Raw genomic sequence first — 16,823 nt, 5'->3', positions numbered from 1 at the left:
TATCCTTTACAACTTATTTGATCTTGTTATATTGCTTCTCATTCTTAGGCAGAACCTTTATCTTTAAGCGGCGTTCAATAATCGAAATAGTCTTTCCAGCAAAAAAGATAATATTGGTCGATGCATTAATTGCAAAGTACTTTCCTAATGCTTTCCCTCCCACCGTTATGGCAGCTACCACACTTGTCAAAACAACTGATAATGTAATTTGACCGGTTGATCCCTCACCCTGGCCAAATAGTTCAGCTATTTGTAAGACGACAATGGCGGATGCGGTTCCACTGACAATACCCGATATGTCCCCGATTACATCATTACAAAAGCTGGCGAATTTATCAGCATTACGAATAATAATAACCGCTTCTTTTGCACCAGGTACTTTCTCTGCCGCCATTGCATGAAATGGTTGTTCGCTTGCTGCTGTGGAAGCTATTCCGAGCATGTCAAATACAACACCAATTAAGACGATAACAAGTACAATTAATAGCCCGATGATCCAAATGACATCGCTTAATATGGAGGAAGAAATAATTGAAAAAATAGCCGCTAACACAAAAGTGATAACGGCAATGGTTAAACTAAATTTCATGGATCGTTTTATTTGTGATTTCATTATATACCTCAAACTTTTTTATGTAAGTATGGAATGGTCATTTAAAAGGTAAAAACTGCGGCTTAGGTCCAGTAGGTTTTCCCAAATAAGTACCCCATGTTGCCATAGAGGCGGTTCCCCTTTAAACTTATCTTAGCTTTGTCACCAAAAACTAGACTGGATTACCACTTAGTCCACACTATAATCCCTTTTAAACGTCAACAGAACAGTCTAGGAGATTTCCTCAGCAGTCTTTTTGGCGTTCCCTAGCCTCTTTTGCAGTGTCGATTTCATGAAGAAGAGAAATAACAAACTAGTGGCCGCTAGTCTGAAATCTGTAACTCCAATCCCCTCGAACACCACTCAAGGCAGGCTACGCTACAAGTAGGTTTTCCCATTCCTACTATGCAGGTTCATACCCCATTCCATAATGGTCCCTAGGCTTAGTTACCACGACAGAGATGGGCCTCCGCGGTAATAGGGTCAACGCCCACATGCCTTTGTGGATCGCCCTAAAACCTTAACTCCCAGCACTGACCCAAGGCTGGGCGCCTCAAGCCAACACAAGGAACTTCATCGATGTGCCCTTTGGCGGATTTTTAGGCCCGCCTTCAGGAACGGAAGACTGACTAGAATACTGCACCATTCCATTTATAGTTATATTATATCATAAATTGCTTTTTTTATCTAATATGTTTAATGATCACGAGTACTGAAATAATCGGTTAAACTCATTAAAAATGATTGATCCGCACCGGCTTGGAATAACGCATCTTTGGCGAGTTTAACATATTTTTCTTTTTGCTTGATTGCGCCTTTATTGCCAAGTAATTTCGGATAGGTGCTTTTATTATTTCCCTCATCACTGCCAACCGGTTTACCGATCTTTTCTTCGTCTCCCATTACGTCCAAGATATCGTCTTGAACTTGGAAAATCAGACCCAAATAATAAGCAAACTCGTCCAAATGATCTAATTGCTCTGTTGATGCATTACCAACATAGGCTCCTGCTTTAATTGCAAACTTTATTAATTCGCCTGTTTTCAATGCATGGACTCTTTCCAATTGCTCCAATGTTAATTCCTTATTTTCTGCTTCAATATCCAGTAATTGACCAGCAACCATTCCTTTTGGGCCACTTGCTTTAGATAATTCGTTAATAAGAAACACTTTTTGGTTATCTGTTAAATGACGATCACAAGCTAATACTTCAAAACTAAACGTTAGAAGGGCATCACCAGCCAAAATTGCTGTTGCTTCATCAAAAGCAATATGATTCGTTGGCTTTCCTCTTCTAATACTGTCGTCATCCATCGCTGGCAGGTCGTCGTGTATAAGTGAGTATGTGTGAATCATTTCAAGTGCAATTGCTGGAGCAATAACGCTTGATTTATCATCACCATATGCGCCATAACTTGCTATCAAAAGAATTGGTCTAAGCTTCTTCCCTCCAACTTCAATTGAATAAATCATTGATTCTTTTAGGGTTGCTGGTATATCCAATTGGTACAAGGCACTGTGAAGTTCTTGTTGAATAAATTGTTTGTTATCTTCTATGAAAGAAGTTAATGATGATTGCACGATTACTTTTCCTCCTGTATGTCAAAAGGTTTTAACTCTCCCTGTTCATTCATAATTCTGGTCATTTTTTCCTGTACATTAATTAATTTATCATTGCAAACTTTTGATAGCTTCATGCCTTCTTGATAATAGTTTATTGCCTTCTCCAATGGGACATCCCCTTCTTCCAGCTGTTCAACAATCTTTTCTAATTGTATCATAGCTTCTTCAAAGGAAAGTTCATTCTCACTCATCTGCCTCATCCTTCCGTATTTCTTCTATTCGACATGCCAATATTTCGTTAAGTAACTTTACCTGTATGAGTTCATTTTTACTCGCCTGTTCTCCAGACTTAATGATATTCCCATTTTGGTCATAAGGTATTGCGTATCCACGTTTCATGATTTCCAATGGATTTAATAGCGAAAGTTTATCAATTATGGAACCGATCTGAGTTGCCTTTTGATCACATATGAGCGACATCCGGTTTTGCAGCTCTTTTTGCAACTGGTATATTTGTTTACTCATTGTTTGGATTTGCTGCTCTGGATGATTGCTTAATAATCGTTTCTTGTTGCTACTTAATTCATCATCTTTCTTCTTAACAGTAAATTGCACCGCTTTGTTTAATCGCTCTACCAACTTGTCCAGTTCCTGTTCCTTTTGAATGACTAGTTGTTTAGGATAACGAAATGCATAGGACTGATTCAAATGTCCAAGTTGTTTTGATGACGAATAGAGCTGATTGTTCATGAATGTTGTTAAAGAACGTTTGATTTGGAGCAATTTATCCTTTAACTCTATCTGCGAGGGCACTGCTAATTCAGCAGCACCTGTAGGGGTGGGGGCTCGTAAATCAGAAACATAGTCACTGATTGTTGTATCAGTTTCATGGCCAACTGCGGAAATAATAGGTATTCTTGAATCATATATTGCCTGTGCCACTATCTCTTCATTAAAACCCCACAATTCCTCTATAGATCCCCCGCCTCTACCGACAATTAACAGATCGAGATCTGGAAGGCTGTTTGCTAATTCAATACCCCTTACGATTGAACCAGCAGCATTTACTCCCTGCACAAGAGCGGGGATTACTGTTAGACCAACAGTTGGATATCTGCGTTTAATGGTCGTAATTATATCTCTGATTGCTGCACCAGTCGGCGACGTGACAATTCCGATATGTTCAGGATAGGGAGGTATCTCTTTTTTGTGGTCCTGTTCAAAATAACCTTGCTTTAACAATTTATCTTTTAATTGCTCAAAGGCAAGATAAAGCGCCCCAATGCCATCAGGTTCCATATGTTGTATGTATAGTTGGTACTGTCCATAAGGTTCAAATACTCCAATATCACCAGTAATTAAAACCTTCATGCCATTTTCCGGGGTAAACTTTAATGATCGATTATTACCTGCAAACATTACTGCTTGTATTCTCGTTTGATTATCCTTTATTGTCAGGTACATATGTCCCCTGCTATGGAGTTTAAAATTAGAAATTTCCCCTCTAACAAACACTTGATGTAAATGCGGGTCGGTATCAAACTTTCGTTTAATATACTTCGTAAGTGCTGTTACAGTAAGATATTGTACAGTCACTATGCTTTCCGTCCTTTTGCGGCCTTGATCGTGTTTTGCAGCAGCATAGTAATAGTCATGGGCCCAACACCCTTAGGAACCGGTGTTATATAAGAGGCAACTTCTTTTGCTTCCTCAAAATCTACATCGCCTGTTAATGATCCATCCGCAAGACGGTTTATGCCAACATCAATAATGGCTGCACCTGGTTTTATGTGATCAGCGCCAATTGCGCCCGGGATGCCAACAGCAACAATTAAAATGTCTGCCATTTTGGTAAATTGTTTTAAACCCTTTGTCTTGGAATGACAATATGTAACAGTTGCATTTTCATTTAATAAAAGTTGTCCAACAGGTTTGCCAACTATATTACTTCTTCCTATCACAACAACATGCTGTCCTGAAATAGCAATATTCTTTGATTTAAGCATGGTAACAATGCCAAACGGGGTACAAGGAAGAAACGTATCCTTTCCTGTCATCATCCTCCCAATATTTACTGGATGAAATCCATCTACATCTTTGCCCGGATCAATATATTCAATAACTTTCTGTTCTGCAATATGTTCTGGCAATGGTAATTGGACCAATATCCCATCAACTTCTGGATCATTATTTAATTCTGAAATAAGCTGTAACAATTTTTCCTCACTAGTTGAATCAGGTAATTCAATTATATCTGATGAAATACCAGTTTCAGCGCTTGCTTTCTTTTTTCCTTTTACATAGGACTTAGATGCGGGATTATCTCCAATTAATACTACGGTTAAGTGTGGGGTAATCCCCTTGTCCCGTAATTCAGTTACTTCATTCTTCATGTTATCTTTTAATTGCTGTGCTAATTCTTTTCCATTAATTATCTCAGCTGACATAACTGCATTCCCCTTTTATGCGATTATTTTTGATAATACACCATTAACAAATTTTCCGGACTTTTCATCTCCGTATTTACTTGCCAATTCAACTGCTTCGTTAATAGATACATTCGTTGGTATATCCTCCATATACAAGATTTCATATGTCGCTATACGCAAGATTGTTTTCTCAACCGAAGCAATTCGCCTGATTGACCAATTCTCCAAATGATACGAAATGTTCTCGTCAATGGTTGTCTGTTGTTGAACCACTCCTTGAACCAGTGTCTCCAAAAAGGAATCAATTTCCTCTTCGCCGTGATGTTCGTGTAACTCTTCATTTGGATCAAATTCATTTAAATCCATTTGAAATAGTAGCTGGAATGCCTTTTCTCTTGCTGTGTGCCGTTTCATCATTCATTACTCCTTTAAACATATCTCTACAAATAATAACATGAACATTAAACCAATGCTAGACAGAAAAAACGGCCAAAAGGATTGTTTCCCTTTAGCCGTTTCACTTTATTCATTTTCTGTATTTTCTTTCATTTCCATCTGAATTCCGACGACATGAACGTTAACTTCGGAAATTTCCAGTGCTGTCATACTCTTTAATGTCTGCCTAATATTCGTTTGAAGCTCCTGCGCTACTTTCGGTATTGTCACACCGAAATCCAATACCACGTATAAATCAATTGTAATCCCCGCTTCAGTAAGCTCAACCTTAACACCTTTACTAAGTGATTTTTTACCAAAACGTTCGACAACTCCAGAAGCAAAGTTTCCGCGCATAGAAGAAATGCCTTCCACTTCTGATGATGCAATCCCGGTAATAATTTCAATTACTTCCGGAGCAATTTCAACGGTACCCAAACTACTATCCTCACTTACATTTAACAAAGGCTGTTCACTCATCGTAACACTCCCTTATTTTCACCTTAACGAATTATTTAATCAGGCAGTTACTTTTTTTCCAAAATAGGGTGTTCTTCTAAAAACTTCGTATTAAAGTCTCCGTTTTCAAACACTTCATGTTCCATGATTAAACGCTGGAAAGGAATTGTCGTATGAATTCCATCTACGACAAATTCGTCAAGTGCCCGCTTCATACGATTTAATGCATCTTCCCTTGTCGAACCATAGGCGATTAATTTTGCAATCATCGAATCGTAATATGGCGGAATGGAATATCCGGGATATGCAGCCGAATCAATTCTTACTCCAAATCCACCAGGTGGTAGGTACATTTCAATTTTCCCTGGTGATGGCATGAAATTCTTAAATGGATTTTCTGCATTAATCCGACATTCAATTGCCCAACCATCATACGTAATATCCTTTTGACCGAACGACAATTTCTCGTTGTTTGCTACTTTAATTTGTTCTTTAATTAAATCAATTCCTGTCACCATTTCTGTAACCGGATGTTCCACTTGGATACGGGTATTCATTTCCATAAAATAAAATGATTTGCTTTTACGGTCAAAAATATATTCAATTGTTCCAGCACCAACATAATTAACGGCTTTAGCTGCCTTCACAGAGGCTTCTCCCATTTTTTTTCGTATGTCCTCTGTAATTGCAGGAGAAGGTGATTCTTCAATCAATTTTTGTAATCGGCGCTGAATTGTACAATCACGTTCACCTAAATAAACAACATTACCGTGTTTGTCGGCAAGAATCTGAATTTCAACGTGACGGAAATCCTCAATAAATTTTTCTAAGTAAACGCCGGGGTTACCAAAAGCAGTCTCTGCTTCTTTTTGAGTTACACGAATCCCTTTTATTAATTCTTCCTGATTTTGTGCGACCCGGATACCTTTTCCGCCACCACCGGCAGTCGCCTTAATTATTACAGGATAGCCTATTTCATCGGCAACCTTTTTCGCCTCTTCTTCATTTGCAATAATGCCTTCTGAACCAGGTACAATTGGAACATCAGCCGCCTTCATCGTTTCCCGCGCAACATCTTTTATTCCCATCTTTTGGATAGATTGAGCGGACGGACCGACAAAGATAATATTGCAGGCATCGCAAATTTCTGCAAAATCGGCATTTTCTGCAAGAAAGCCATAACCTGGATGGATCGCATCCACCTTTGTTAATGTTGCAACACTCATGATATTTGTAAAATTCAAGTAACTGTCTTTACTGGCGGTCGGCCCTATACAATAGGCTTCATCGGCTAATTGGACATGTAATGACTCTTTATCAGCCTCAGAATAAACAGCCACAGTTTCAATGTCCATTTCCTTGCACGCACGGATAATTCGTACGGCTATTTCTCCTCTGTTAGCAATTAACAGTTTTTTAATCACTTGTTCCATCCCCTTATTTAGCCTTTACTCTAAATAGTGGTTGACCATATTCAACTAGCTCTCCATCTTCCACTAAAATCTCAACGATTTCTCCACTTACTTCGGCTTCGATTTCATTAAATAATTTCATTGCCTCCACAATACAGACTACCGTATCATTTGCAACCTTGCTTCCGGTTTGTACATATGGATCTTTTTCCGGAGACTCTGCACTATATAGGGTTCCTACCATTGGTGATACAATTTCATAGTCGTAATCTTTTTTTGCCTCCTGATTAGCCGGGTTTTCCACAGCAGGAGCTGAGCTTTCCACTTTTTCTTCTTTTGGAGCAGTTTGTTCTACTTCCTGTACTTGTTTTGGCTGTTCGGTTTTATTCACAGTTTGCTGTGGTATTTGAATAACTTCACCATCACTAGTTTTCTTCATAGATACTTTAGCACCATCTAATTCATACGTGAATTCGTTGATGGTTGACTGATCAATTAGTTTAATTATTTCGCGAATCTCTTGAACTTTTAACATGCTTGGCACTCCTTCTTTTATTTAAAAATGCGAACAAATAGAAATAACTCCCGTAAATATTTTACGCTAAATCATATAAAAACTTCAACCCATCGTGGAAAAATACATAAAGTGAAATTTCATTCAGCTAGGTAATTACTGCCCGCCATACTGCAATAAAACCGTTTTCAAGTTCTATTATAGCAATGATAATTCCTGTTGGCGAATAGTTTCACCTAAGAGTAAGTGTATTTCCAGCGAATCCCAATACAAAAGCATTTATAATATCATTAAAAAAGCTTTCCCCCTGCGGGGTCTCACCTATACCTATCATGAGGCCACTGAAAAAGTGGTGGATTTTAAAAATTTCATTTTTCACCTTAACTTAGATTCTTGAATATACAAAGACTCCTCGAAAAAGAAATGCACTTTTTCTTCGTGCGATGCCTATTCAGGAAAGCTTTCCTTGTCCTGTGGGAAGTGAGAGATCGGCGAGACACCGGAGGACGGCATTTAAGGAGGCCCTACTAAAACCGCCCTTTGCGGGCAACGTCGGCTACCCCTTGCCGGGGCAAGGAGGCTCGTCACTCGCCCTAAGGTGCGCGCAGTATATTCAAGATGCGATGATTGATCCACATATTTGTACCATATTTATCTTTTTCAGTGGCTTCGTTAAGTTTCTCGAGGAAACTGAAGCCGTGCCCTAAGGTGCACAACGGTCCGCAGCGGAAAACAACCCAGCGTACACGTCGCTATTTAACAATTGTGGTGATATTAGCAATGAACTAGTGAACCTCCCCCACCAAATCACAGATTTGGAAGGGGCTTCAATTGACTTAAATACAGCAATCATCACGCTTTAGTTAAAGCACCTTTGGTGCTAAGTGCCTGATGTAAGCTAATTAATGAAGCCAATGTCAGCCGTGTTCTAGCTACGATCGAAGGGACTTTTGCCTTCAAACGTAACCTTTTCTTCTCAGAAAAGGATTTTAAAATTTCTCGCACGAAATAACGTGCGCCAATATTATAAGACGCACTTAAATCTGCGTGATAGACCTTACCACTCTTAAATGTGGCGAGGTCTTTTTTATTATTTCGTTTCACTTCACCGGAACCGTCAAATGCAAGCGCGGAAGTATATTTTGCATTCACTCTGCGGATACGAATACCGCGGTAATGTGCCATTTCTTCAACCTTGGATTGAATACCTATTTTGGACCAGTAATGAAGCTTATGCCGTAAGCGCTTTGCACCATAAACTCCTGAAGGGAGTTTCATCTTTCCAAGGTACTCAAATACAATGACGGATGCTTGATGAAGGTCAGCAAATTTGACGATTTCTACCGCAGTATTTACTTTGATATGATTCTGTAATCCGTTAATCTTTCTCCAGTAATTTGGAGCTTCTATCTTACCAGATAATCGCTGCGCTTTTTTAAGTTTGTTAACAGTTATTCTCAAGCGGTCTTTTTCTAATGGCTGGTTAATAAACCTACAGCCAATGACAGTTCCGTCTGAACGCATTACTGAACAAACCGCGGAATTTGTTATTCCTAAGTCTACGGAAATAATCGTTTGATCTTTAAGTTTCGTTTTATTTAATTTGATCTCTTTTTCATAAGAAAAGTTAATAAAATATTTTTTTCCAACTTTAATAAGCGTTGGATTATTTTCTTTCCAATCGGTGATGTTCCTGTTTTTTAAGTTTTTGTTGTTGAACTTAACTTTTACCCAAACCCAATCGTGATTCAGATATACTTTTATTTTCGCTTCATCAACATCCGTGCGAATAAACATATTATCCTTATAAAAAACAGGAAACTCGTTATAATCTACACCTAACTTAGAAGGTTTTTTATTAAACGCCTTGCCGTCGGCAATGGCTTTAGACTTTTCATTCTCCCAATTTTTATAATTAGAACGATAACTGTTCACAATCCCAAAGGACTTCGAGATTGCAGCCCTTCGAAGATAGGAAGGAAACTTATAAAAACAAAGCGTAAAATTATATTTCGGAGAAGGGTTGCTCTTCGTTTGGTGCATAAGTTTTTCAATAATACGTATAGCTTCCTTTGTACTCGAACCTTCAAGAATAGACCATTCTTTATTGACAACATCGACAGTAAATTTTAAAGCTTCTCGATAAATAATAAGCGTTGGTTCGAACGATTTTTCACTGTGCGATAAAATTTTATTTTTGATCGTTTTGACCTGCTTCATCGAACAACCCTCCTTCCGTTTATTCTAAATTATATGATATAATTATTATAACTCATATCAGTTGTAAAAAACAATAAGGAGAGACAAATATGCATTATAACAAAAATAGACACGCTGCTTATAAGCTAACATATCATTTAGTTGTTTCCACGAAATATAGACATCCAGTTATTTCAGAACCAATAAAAAAGCGACTCGAAGAAGTCGCCCATAATCTATTTTCTAAATGGAATTGTGACATTATTGAATTTAATAGCGAGGAAGATCATCTACACATTTTATTTGATGCACCTCCGCAAATCAATCTGGCAAATTCCATTAATAGCTTTAAAACAGTTTCTTCTAGATATATCAGAAAAGAGTTTGCAGATTTCCTTAGCTCTTATTATTGGAAGCCCTACTTTTGGAACAGAAGTTATTTGATTCTAACAACTGGTGGTGCTCCATTGGAGATGATAAAAAAATATATCCAAGATCAAAATATCAAGACCGCGAAGGCTAACCCCCACTAATTGCTGTGCAATTTGAAGGGGACTGCACCTTCGCTCTTTGTTCAAAAATGCTAAAAAAAATGGCCCCAGAATCTGGGGTCATTTCATTAATTTTTGTTATTCGGATTTTGGCTGGTGATAAACGTTAACTGGAATTTCACCAAATTCATCACGTGCCATTTGCATAATTTGAACGACTTCCTGATTTGTCAGTTCGCCTGACTTTACATTAATTTGCACCTGATCCTGGTTAGATCTTACCAGTACATCCTGATACTCTGTATTGGCTAAAATTGATTCTTCTAAAACTGATTCTTTTGTTGCAAGTTGATCCAGTACATCCATTTCATTTAGGGCCTCATTCTTTTGCTCAGTTGTGGCTGAACTTGATGCCACGACATCTGCCAGACGGTCCTTTCTTTCACTGCGTGAATCCTGAATTTCCAAACGAAGTGATGTAAATAACTCATCTTCTTGTCCAACATTTGCAATGTCCTCAACGTTTGCCTCTCCCTCTGTACCTTCTCCTGTAGTAACCACATCATCATTTTGCTTAAGTCCCTCGTCAATAAATGCCTGGTCTTCCATATCCGGCGATGTCATGTAGTAAACACTTAGTACAATCATTAAGCTAAGCATTGTTAGTAACCATACAGTTTGTTTTTTCAACATAAATTAATCTCCCCTAACTTTTTGACATTACTGAAACTCTATGCGTTGGAACATCTAACACCCTTGAAACGGCCTCAACCACCCATTTTTTTACTGTTGCATGGTCAACACCTTTAGCGATAACGAATACTCCTCTAACTTCAGGCTTTTTCGTTTGTATTAAAAGAGGTACTTCCTTATCACCCTGACGAACCAATACAACCTGTGTTTCCTTGGAATAATCCTCGATTTCCCGTGTTCCACCACTCTTATCTGTTTCCTCGGTAGTCTGTTTTCCTGTAATTAGGTTTTTCTCATAGACTTTTACTTTGGTTGAATCGAGGTTTACCATAATCTCAACTTCTGAGACCCCTTTAATTTTTTCAAGCAGTTCCTGTAATTGCTTCTCATAACTCTCTTCCAAATCTGTAACGTTTGAAGTTGTAGACTTCTTATTACTCAGGGTTGGTTTGGTTTCCGGCTGCTGTACTGCAGTGTTGCCAATTGTTTGTTCATGTGCTGGTTCATCTGGTGACGAACTGGAGAAGACATTTGCGATAATGATTAATAGTAATCCAGTGACCCCGATGATAATTAAATATTTACTCTTTTTAGTTGGCACCTTGTCTTTTGTTTTTCCATCCATGTTTTGGAAAAATCTTTTGATAAACTCTTTCAAGTTGTCCCCCCCTTCCAAATGACAGTTACCTCTTTATTTTCAATTTCCCATACATCCCGTAACAGGTTTTCTATTTCTTCTAATTCTGGGCTGTCCTTATTACGTTTTGGAGTGTTTGTGTTAATAACTACTTCATCTACAATGTTTACACCCTCCTCACTTTCTTCTGCATGTTTTATATAAACAATGACTTCCTCCAAATCCTCAAATTCTTTACGCGTTGGTGTTTTTTCTGATGCAAATGAAAACTCAATGTTGGTAATTGCTGCTTGATAGGATTCTAGTAAAGGGGTCTTAGCAAGATCAATAAGTTGGACAGCCATTTGTTCTTCAATATATGCAGATTGTTTGTCTTGTATTTCATTTTTTTGAAATTCTATTAAACTTTTCATATCTTTCTCATCTGCATTATAGTTTTCAAGCCTTTCATACGAAGCGGTTAGGGCTTCTTTAACATCTATATGAAATAAATAAAAAATAGGTTTCAAAAAAATCAGGATTAAAATTAGTGCAATCACCAACTTTATATATTTTTTCATGGATGTTGCGGGAATCAGTAATTCGACAATCGTTGCGAGAAGCATAAAGATAATTATTTGCGTGATCCATTGGACGATGGCATCCATATTCCTAGCCCCCTACCTGAGCATTAACGTTATATTACCAGCCACAACTAGGATTACTATTGCCAGGAAGAACATAAGGGTGACGGCTATTAATGACGCGAGAATATACATGATGTGTTTACTAATTACATTAAGACTCGTTATGATGGGTCCATCCCCTATAGGCTGTAAAACTGCTGCAGCAATTTTATAGATAAAAGCTATCGCGAATATTTTTAGTGCTGGGAAAAGAGCTATGAGCACAATCACGATTAGCCCAACAATCCCAACTGAGTTTTTCAATAACAATGAAGCACTCAGAATCGTATCCGCTGCATCCGTAAAGGTTCTTCCAACAATTGGAATAAAGTTTCCGGTAATGAACTTGGCCGTTTTCATTGCCACCCCATCCTGAATGGCACTGGCAGCCCCCTGGACGGATAACACGCCTAAGAATATTGTTAAAAATACACCCAATACTCCTAAACTGACGGATTTAAGTAAACTCGCTAAATGGGTAACTTTATAGCTGTCAGTCAAACTTGAGACTATCAGCAATAAGGCGGATAGAAACAATAAGGGCAATATAAAATTGGAAACAAGCACCCCGCTAGCAAAAATTAAAAATATGATAATTGGGTGAAAAAAGGAAACGGTTATCAAACTGCCAAATGTAGCCATTAAACCAAGAATTAATGGCAGCAAAGCAATTAAAAAGCTACTCATTGCATCGATCGCGTCTTTAGTATAGGAAAAGACCAAATAAAAACTATTTACCGCAATAAATAATAAAACAAGATAGACTGTAAAGTAAGCTATTTTACTGACCATACTTTTCTCAAAGGCAGTATGCATCGTTTGTAATAAAACGGAAAACAAGGTCAACATAAGCAACATCCCCAACAGTTTTCCGTTTACAATTATTTCATGAAATAAATATTCTCCTAGCCCTAGTACGGTGTTCTTTACAGAGAAGTCTCCATTGCTTTTTATAAACTCATATAAACTTGATTTTTCAAGGGCCGGTAAATATCCACCATACTCACCAATTAATTTATTCCAATGCTGCTGAATACCTTCTAATGACACCTTGTCAAGGACATCCGTTTCGATCTCCGTAATTGGTGTGGATGTGGATGCTGAAACAGTGCCTGCAAACGATAGAATGACAATGATAACTGCAATAATTACAAAACATTTAGAACATCCCATCCATAATTACTACTCCCTTCCTAAGTTCTTAAGGCTTTGAACTTAGCTTACTGGTAAAAAGTTCAGAATTGCTTCTATTACCGCCGAAATGATCGGAACTGCCAATAATAAAATGAATACTTTCCCAGCAAGCTCGATCTTTGAAGCAATCGATGCAAGTCCCGCGTCACGGGTGATGTTTGCGCCTATTTCAGCAATGTAGGCAATTCCAATTATCTTAAGAATCGTTTCCATATAAATGCCGTCTATCGAGGCCTTTTCGCCTAGCGAGTCAATTAACTTTAATACGGAACCGATTTGGGTAATAATTACCGATAATATAACGATTCCGGTCAAAATGATTAAAAGATAAGCAATAGAAGCATGTGTATCTTTTAAAATAATAAATAAAATACTTGAAATTATCCCCAACGTTACAATCTGTAATATGTCCATGTGAATCTATCCTTGAAAGAGGAATACGGATTTAATCTGTTGAAATAGATCGGCTAAACCATTAATAACAATGATGAGAACAATAATAAAACCAACCAGCGTTGCAAACTGGGCAATTTCTTCTTTTCCCATCTGTTTTAAAATGGTGTGAATTAAAGCTACGATAATTCCGATTCCAGCTATTTGAAATAATATGGATGCATCCGTAAGCATTGATGTACCCCTTTCCTTACTAAATGAGTAGAAGGACAATGAATAAACCACTTAATACGCCCAGGCTTTTGGCCATCTTACTATATTTCATTTCATTATCCCGCGCTTCCTCCAACTCGCGGTCTAAATGATGTACAGCTAATTGAATATGCTTTTGTTGCTGATTAAAGTCATGCTGGCCGAGTGTCCGGCCAAACTGGTTAAGAATTTCTTTTTCATTCTTACCAATTGCGGATATCCGGTTAAGCATTTCCATATGTTGACTCCATACACTGAACAAGTCCGTTTTATTTTCATCCAGATTAATTGCGAGGTCCTGAAAAAAGGTTCTCGTAGGATCTGGTAATTGTTTTGCTATACTGTCAAATGCATCCCTAAGTGGCAATTGACTATAAAGGATTTCAGCCTCTAATATTTGCAGAGCGTTTTTGAGTTGACGAATATGTTTAGGACGATCTCGCAGTTTGTTACTAATTTCAAAACCTATCCATGTAGTGGTGCCGATGAATAGAAGTGCTCCTATCCACTCCATTTGCCAAGCACCTCTCTTTTTCCAGAATGCTGATGCCATTTTGATCATATATTTCCTTAATAATTCCCGGCTGTTGTTGTCTTTCCAAAAGTACAAACCGTTTAAAAACATCCTGTTGAAATAGTGGTTGCAGGGAAGGGCGCTTTTTAATTTCTTCAAGGGTTTGTCCATGCACAGAACAAATCACGATAACCCCTGCGAGAATTGCCTCCATTAATGCCTGTACATCTTTTTTGCTCCCAATTTCATCAACGACTAGAATATCCGGTGACATCGATCGAATCATCATCATCATACCTTCAGCTTTCGGACAAGCATCCATTAAATCCGTTCTTAATCCTACATTATGTTGTGGAACTCCTTTTATAGAACCTCCTATTTCCGAACGCTCATCGATAACAGCTACCTTTTTGGCAGGTATGCTTTTCCAGCCAGTTGCAATTAACCGAACTATATCTCTTATCAGTGTCGTCTTTCCTGTTTGTGGAGGGCCGATGAAAAGCGTATTCATATAACTACTGTCCCTGTAAAGAAATGGGGCAATTGGCGCGGCAGCATTTACCTTTTGCTTTGCAATTCGAATATTAAAGAAAGTAATATGTTTTATTGCCTTGACCGCTCCACCGAGCGTATTCACTTTTCCAGCGAGTCCAACACGATGCCCGCCCTCAATTGTGACGTACCCTTCACGAAGCTCGTCCTCCATTCGGTATAGGGAAAAACTGCTTAACTGATTTAATACAAATATTCCATCCTTTTGTTTTGGTTTTACTTGGTGGATCCACTCAGTTTTTGTATCATATATAAGCTCAAGCGGTTGGTTAAGCCGGAAACGGATTTCCTGCAACTCGCCCCACCGCTTATGAACCTTATGTTGAATGGCGTCCTTTATGTCATCCGGAAATAAGCGCAGTATCTCGTCCATAAAATTATCACCTTGCTAACATTTTGATTTTTATAGTATTTATATGGTTGATTGATAATTGATATGACAAAATTGATAGGATATGAACGATTAGTAGATATATATTTCTCAGAATTGCTTTATATGTTAAACTTTCTCTATATAAAAAAACTATATTTAGTCTTTAGGAGGTAACATGAAAAACTTTAAAAAAGCAATGGTTGTATTATTGCTGGCAATTTTTGTTGTAGGCTGCAGTCCAACCTCGGGATCATCCAAATCAGAAGATACATCAACAAAAGAGTCCGAAACGACTAAACCGGAAAAACCAGATACGGCGTCAAAGTCTGATGATCCATTACAAACGGTAATCGAGAAAAATCCGACCGTAAAAGAAAAATGGATGGGCTTGCCTCAGGAATTTCAAAAAAAGGTTATCGTGCCCCAGTTGGGTTCTCTCCCATTTTCAGTAGACGCGGTTGACGTGTTTACCATGGCAACTGGTATATTACCCCCGGGCGTTAAAACCAATTTTAATATTATTTTAAAATCCAAAAATAGTTTCCCTAGAATCCACATAATTGCATTTGATGTGGAAGGGCAGGACGTGACATTTGGTGACTATACGAGTGAGGCCGAACTAACTGAAAATATTACTGGATACTATACTGAAAGTGAGAAAGAAAAAGAAATAAGCTGGCTGAGAAAAGATGAAACAATTCGGTATGTGGTGAAATATGTTGAAGGAAAAGATAAAGAAGTTTCTACCAGTAAAGAACAATTAATAAAAATCGCCAATACGATGATTGATCAAATAGACTAAATGCAAACAAAAAAAGAGCATCCCAATCGGAATGCTCTTTTTGTTAGAAAAATTAAAAACGAAACACTAGAATAACTTCGCCTTTTATGTTGGTTATGCCCTTGATACATATTTTCCATCTGAGGTACTGATAATCAAAACGTCCCCATTATTAATGAAGAATGGTACCTGGACAGTAATCCCTGTTTCAAGTGTCGCTGATTTTGTACCACCGCTTGCTGTGTCACCTTTAATTCCCGGTTCTGTTTCTGTCACTTGCAATTCTACGTTGTTTGGAAGCGAAACGCCAAGAACCTCTTCGTCATGGGTAATAACTGCTACTTCCATATTTTCCTTAATAAACTTTAACTCATTTTCAATTTGATTGGTTTGTAAGTCAATTTGTTCATACGTGTTTGTATCCATGAACGTGTGTGCGTCACCAGATGCATAGAGGTACTGCATTTTTTTATTTTCAATATGCGCCTTTTCCACCTTTTCTCCACCACGGAATGTCTTTTCCTGAATATTTCCATTCCGCAAATTACGCAATTTGGAGCGCACAAATGCTGCACCTTTTCCTGGCTTCACATGTTGAAAGTCCATAACCTGCCATAAATCATTGTCCACTTCTATTGTCAAACCTGTTTTAAAATCATTTACTGAAATCATTTA

The 16,823-nt window shown here is 37.9% G+C and carries 21 protein-coding genes; 2 read left to right on the top strand and 19 right to left on the bottom strand.

Features of this window, described 5'->3' with window-relative positions:
• Positions 1 to 13: 13 nt before the first annotated feature.
• The 10 genes from CFK37_RS14335 to CFK37_RS14290 all read right to left on the bottom strand — a co-directional run bounded on the left by CFK37_RS14335 (position 14) and on the right by CFK37_RS14290 (position 9,624).
• Positions 14 to 613, bottom strand: coding sequence for a hypothetical protein (locus CFK37_RS14335; RefSeq protein ID WP_089062502.1), 600 nt, complete (start codon positions 611 to 613; stop codon positions 14 to 16).
• 675 nt (positions 614 to 1,288) lie between these two features.
• Positions 1,289 to 2,173, bottom strand: coding sequence for a polyprenyl synthetase family protein (locus CFK37_RS14330; RefSeq protein ID WP_089062501.1), 885 nt, complete (start codon positions 2,171 to 2,173; stop codon positions 1,289 to 1,291).
• A 2-nt stretch (positions 2,174 to 2,175) separates the two neighbouring features.
• Positions 2,176 to 2,406 (bottom strand): exodeoxyribonuclease VII small subunit, encoded by a 231-nt coding sequence (locus tag CFK37_RS14325; RefSeq protein ID WP_089062500.1) that lies wholly within the window; start codon positions 2,404 to 2,406, stop codon positions 2,176 to 2,178.
• A complete protein-coding gene (xseA, locus tag CFK37_RS14320) occupies positions 2,399 to 3,751 on the bottom strand; it encodes an exodeoxyribonuclease VII large subunit (protein WP_089062499.1) in 1,353 nt (450 codons plus the stop codon). The genes CFK37_RS14325 and xseA overlap by 8 nt, the downstream gene beginning before the upstream one ends.
• Positions 3,751 to 4,602: a bifunctional methylenetetrahydrofolate dehydrogenase/methenyltetrahydrofolate cyclohydrolase FolD gene (folD, locus tag CFK37_RS14315; RefSeq protein ID WP_089062498.1), complete on the bottom strand. Its 852-nt coding sequence runs from the start codon at positions 4,600 to 4,602 to the stop codon at positions 3,751 to 3,753. The genes xseA and folD overlap by 1 nt, the downstream gene beginning before the upstream one ends.
• A gap of 15 nt (positions 4,603 to 4,617) precedes the next feature.
• On the bottom strand, positions 4,618 to 4,998 hold the full coding sequence (gene nusB, locus CFK37_RS14310) for a transcription antitermination factor NusB (protein ID WP_089062497.1): 381 nt from the start codon (positions 4,996 to 4,998) through the stop codon (positions 4,618 to 4,620).
• A 108-nt stretch (positions 4,999 to 5,106) separates the two neighbouring features.
• Positions 5,107 to 5,499, bottom strand: a complete 393-nt coding sequence (locus CFK37_RS14305; RefSeq protein WP_089062496.1) for an Asp23/Gls24 family envelope stress response protein — start codon at positions 5,497 to 5,499, stop codon at positions 5,107 to 5,109.
• A 47-nt stretch (positions 5,500 to 5,546) separates the two neighbouring features.
• Positions 5,547 to 6,902 (bottom strand): acetyl-CoA carboxylase biotin carboxylase subunit, encoded by a 1,356-nt coding sequence (accC, locus tag CFK37_RS14300; protein WP_089062495.1) that lies wholly within the window; start codon positions 6,900 to 6,902, stop codon positions 5,547 to 5,549.
• Positions 6,903 to 6,915: 13 nt separating this feature from the next.
• The gene (gene accB, locus CFK37_RS14295) at positions 6,916 to 7,425 is read right to left on the bottom strand and encodes an acetyl-CoA carboxylase biotin carboxyl carrier protein (protein ID WP_089062494.1); all 510 of its coding nucleotides are present in this window, start codon (positions 7,423 to 7,425) and stop codon (positions 6,916 to 6,918) included.
• Positions 7,426 to 8,256: 831 nt separating this feature from the next.
• Positions 8,257 to 9,624 (bottom strand): IS200/IS605 family accessory protein TnpB-related protein, encoded by a 1,368-nt coding sequence (locus CFK37_RS14290; protein WP_089062493.1) that lies wholly within the window; start codon positions 9,622 to 9,624, stop codon positions 8,257 to 8,259.
• A gap of 89 nt (positions 9,625 to 9,713) precedes the next feature.
• Here CFK37_RS14290 and tnpA point away from each other — a divergent pair, with 89 nt between their 5' ends.
• A complete protein-coding gene (tnpA, locus tag CFK37_RS14285) occupies positions 9,714 to 10,136 on the top strand; it encodes an IS200/IS605 family transposase (RefSeq protein WP_089062492.1) in 423 nt (140 codons plus the stop codon).
• A gap of 96 nt (positions 10,137 to 10,232) precedes the next feature.
• On the opposite strand, the gene CFK37_RS14280 is transcribed toward tnpA, so the two are convergent.
• From CFK37_RS14280 to spoIIIAA, 8 genes are read right to left on the bottom strand one after another with little or no spacing between them, the layout of a single operon-like run.
• A complete protein-coding gene (locus CFK37_RS14280) occupies positions 10,233 to 10,787 on the bottom strand; it encodes a SpoIIIAH-like family protein (protein ID WP_089062491.1) in 555 nt (184 codons plus the stop codon).
• A gap of 13 nt (positions 10,788 to 10,800) precedes the next feature.
• Entirely contained in the window at positions 10,801 to 11,445 is a 645-nt protein-coding gene (gene spoIIIAG / locus CFK37_RS14275; protein WP_245837226.1) for a stage III sporulation protein AG, read from the bottom strand.
• The gene (gene spoIIIAF / locus CFK37_RS14270; protein ID WP_089062490.1) at positions 11,442 to 12,071 is read right to left on the bottom strand and encodes a stage III sporulation protein AF; all 630 of its coding nucleotides are present in this window, start codon (positions 12,069 to 12,071) and stop codon (positions 11,442 to 11,444) included. The genes spoIIIAG and spoIIIAF overlap by 4 nt, the downstream gene beginning before the upstream one ends.
• Positions 12,072 to 12,083: 12 nt before the next feature.
• Complete coding sequence (gene spoIIIAE / locus CFK37_RS14265; RefSeq protein WP_089062489.1) at positions 12,084 to 13,262, bottom strand: stage III sporulation protein AE; 1,179 nt, start codon at positions 13,260 to 13,262, stop codon at positions 12,084 to 12,086.
• Between the two features lie 42 nt (positions 13,263 to 13,304).
• Complete coding sequence (spoIIIAD, locus tag CFK37_RS14260) at positions 13,305 to 13,697, bottom strand: stage III sporulation protein AD (RefSeq protein WP_089062488.1); 393 nt, start codon at positions 13,695 to 13,697, stop codon at positions 13,305 to 13,307.
• A 6-nt stretch (positions 13,698 to 13,703) separates the two neighbouring features.
• The gene (gene spoIIIAC, locus CFK37_RS14255) at positions 13,704 to 13,910 is read right to left on the bottom strand and encodes a stage III sporulation protein AC (RefSeq protein ID WP_089062487.1); all 207 of its coding nucleotides are present in this window, start codon (positions 13,908 to 13,910) and stop codon (positions 13,704 to 13,706) included.
• Positions 13,911 to 13,929: 19 nt separating this feature from the next.
• Entirely contained in the window at positions 13,930 to 14,442 is a 513-nt protein-coding gene (spoIIIAB, locus tag CFK37_RS14250; protein ID WP_089062486.1) for a stage III sporulation protein SpoIIIAB, read from the bottom strand.
• Positions 14,387 to 15,367 carry a stage III sporulation protein AA gene (gene spoIIIAA / locus CFK37_RS14245; RefSeq protein WP_089062485.1) on the bottom strand — a complete coding sequence of 327 codons (981 nt, stop codon included), beginning with the start codon at positions 15,365 to 15,367 and terminating at the stop codon, positions 14,387 to 14,389. The genes spoIIIAB and spoIIIAA overlap by 56 nt, the downstream gene beginning before the upstream one ends.
• Positions 15,368 to 15,542: 175 nt before the next feature.
• Here spoIIIAA and CFK37_RS14240 point away from each other — a divergent pair, with 175 nt between their 5' ends.
• Positions 15,543 to 16,169: a hypothetical protein gene (locus CFK37_RS14240; RefSeq protein WP_089062484.1), complete on the top strand. Its 627-nt coding sequence runs from the start codon at positions 15,543 to 15,545 to the stop codon at positions 16,167 to 16,169.
• A gap of 93 nt (positions 16,170 to 16,262) precedes the next feature.
• Here CFK37_RS14240 and efp read toward each other — a convergent pair whose 3' ends face one another.
• Positions 16,263 to 16,820 (bottom strand): elongation factor P, encoded by a 558-nt coding sequence (gene efp, locus CFK37_RS14235; protein WP_089062483.1) that lies wholly within the window; start codon positions 16,818 to 16,820, stop codon positions 16,263 to 16,265.
• Positions 16,821 to 16,823 lie beyond the last annotated feature (3 nt).

Source organism: Virgibacillus phasianinus (assembly GCF_002216775.1).
Taxonomy (GTDB): domain Bacteria; phylum Bacillota; class Bacilli; order Bacillales; family Amphibacillaceae; genus Virgibacillus_F; species Virgibacillus_F phasianinus.
The sequence above is the reverse complement of the archived record's forward strand: the minus strand, read 5'-3'. Positions and strand labels throughout refer to the sequence as shown.

What these genes read in the sequence shown, in the direction of transcription:
- CFK37_RS14290 (WP_089062493.1), bottom strand. Translation starts at nt 9,624, where the DNA reads ATGAAGCAGGTCAAAACGATCAAAAATAAAATTTTATCGCACAGTGAA.
- spoIIIAD (WP_089062488.1), bottom strand. Translation starts at nt 13,697, where the DNA reads ATGGACATATTACAGATTGTAACGTTGGGGATAATTTCAAGTATTTTA.
- accB (WP_089062494.1), bottom strand. Translation starts at nt 7,425, where the DNA reads ATGTTAAAAGTTCAAGAGATTCGCGAAATAATTAAACTAATTGATCAG.
- efp (WP_089062483.1), bottom strand. Translation starts at nt 16,820, where the DNA reads ATGATTTCAGTAAATGATTTTAAAACAGGTTTGACAATAGAAGTGGAC.
- CFK37_RS14305 (WP_089062496.1), bottom strand. Translation starts at nt 5,499, where the DNA reads ATGAGTGAACAGCCTTTGTTAAATGTAAGTGAGGATAGTAGTTTGGGT.
- tnpA (WP_089062492.1), top strand. Translation starts at nt 9,714, where the DNA reads ATGCATTATAACAAAAATAGACACGCTGCTTATAAGCTAACATATCAT.
- CFK37_RS14325 (WP_089062500.1), bottom strand. Translation starts at nt 2,406, where the DNA reads ATGAGTGAGAATGAACTTTCCTTTGAAGAAGCTATGATACAATTAGAA.
- spoIIIAE (WP_089062489.1), bottom strand. Translation starts at nt 13,262, where the DNA reads ATGGGATGTTCTAAATGTTTTGTAATTATTGCAGTTATCATTGTCATT.
- CFK37_RS14280 (WP_089062491.1), bottom strand. Translation starts at nt 10,787, where the DNA reads ATGTTGAAAAAACAAACTGTATGGTTACTAACAATGCTTAGCTTAATG.
- folD (WP_089062498.1), bottom strand. Translation starts at nt 4,602, where the DNA reads ATGTCAGCTGAGATAATTAATGGAAAAGAATTAGCACAGCAATTAAAA.
- nusB (WP_089062497.1), bottom strand. Translation starts at nt 4,998, where the DNA reads ATGAAACGGCACACAGCAAGAGAAAAGGCATTCCAGCTACTATTTCAA.
- CFK37_RS14240 (WP_089062484.1), top strand. Translation starts at nt 15,543, where the DNA reads ATGAAAAACTTTAAAAAAGCAATGGTTGTATTATTGCTGGCAATTTTT.
- spoIIIAF (WP_089062490.1), bottom strand. Translation starts at nt 12,071, where the DNA reads ATGGATGCCATCGTCCAATGGATCACGCAAATAATTATCTTTATGCTT.
- spoIIIAA (WP_089062485.1), bottom strand. Translation starts at nt 15,367, where the DNA reads ATGGACGAGATACTGCGCTTATTTCCGGATGACATAAAGGACGCCATT.
- spoIIIAC (WP_089062487.1), bottom strand. Translation starts at nt 13,910, where the DNA reads ATGCTTACGGATGCATCCATATTATTTCAAATAGCTGGAATCGGAATT.
- spoIIIAB (WP_089062486.1), bottom strand. Translation starts at nt 14,442, where the DNA reads ATGGAGTGGATAGGAGCACTTCTATTCATCGGCACCACTACATGGATA.
- CFK37_RS14335 (WP_089062502.1), bottom strand. Translation starts at nt 613, where the DNA reads ATGAAATCACAAATAAAACGATCCATGAAATTTAGTTTAACCATTGCC.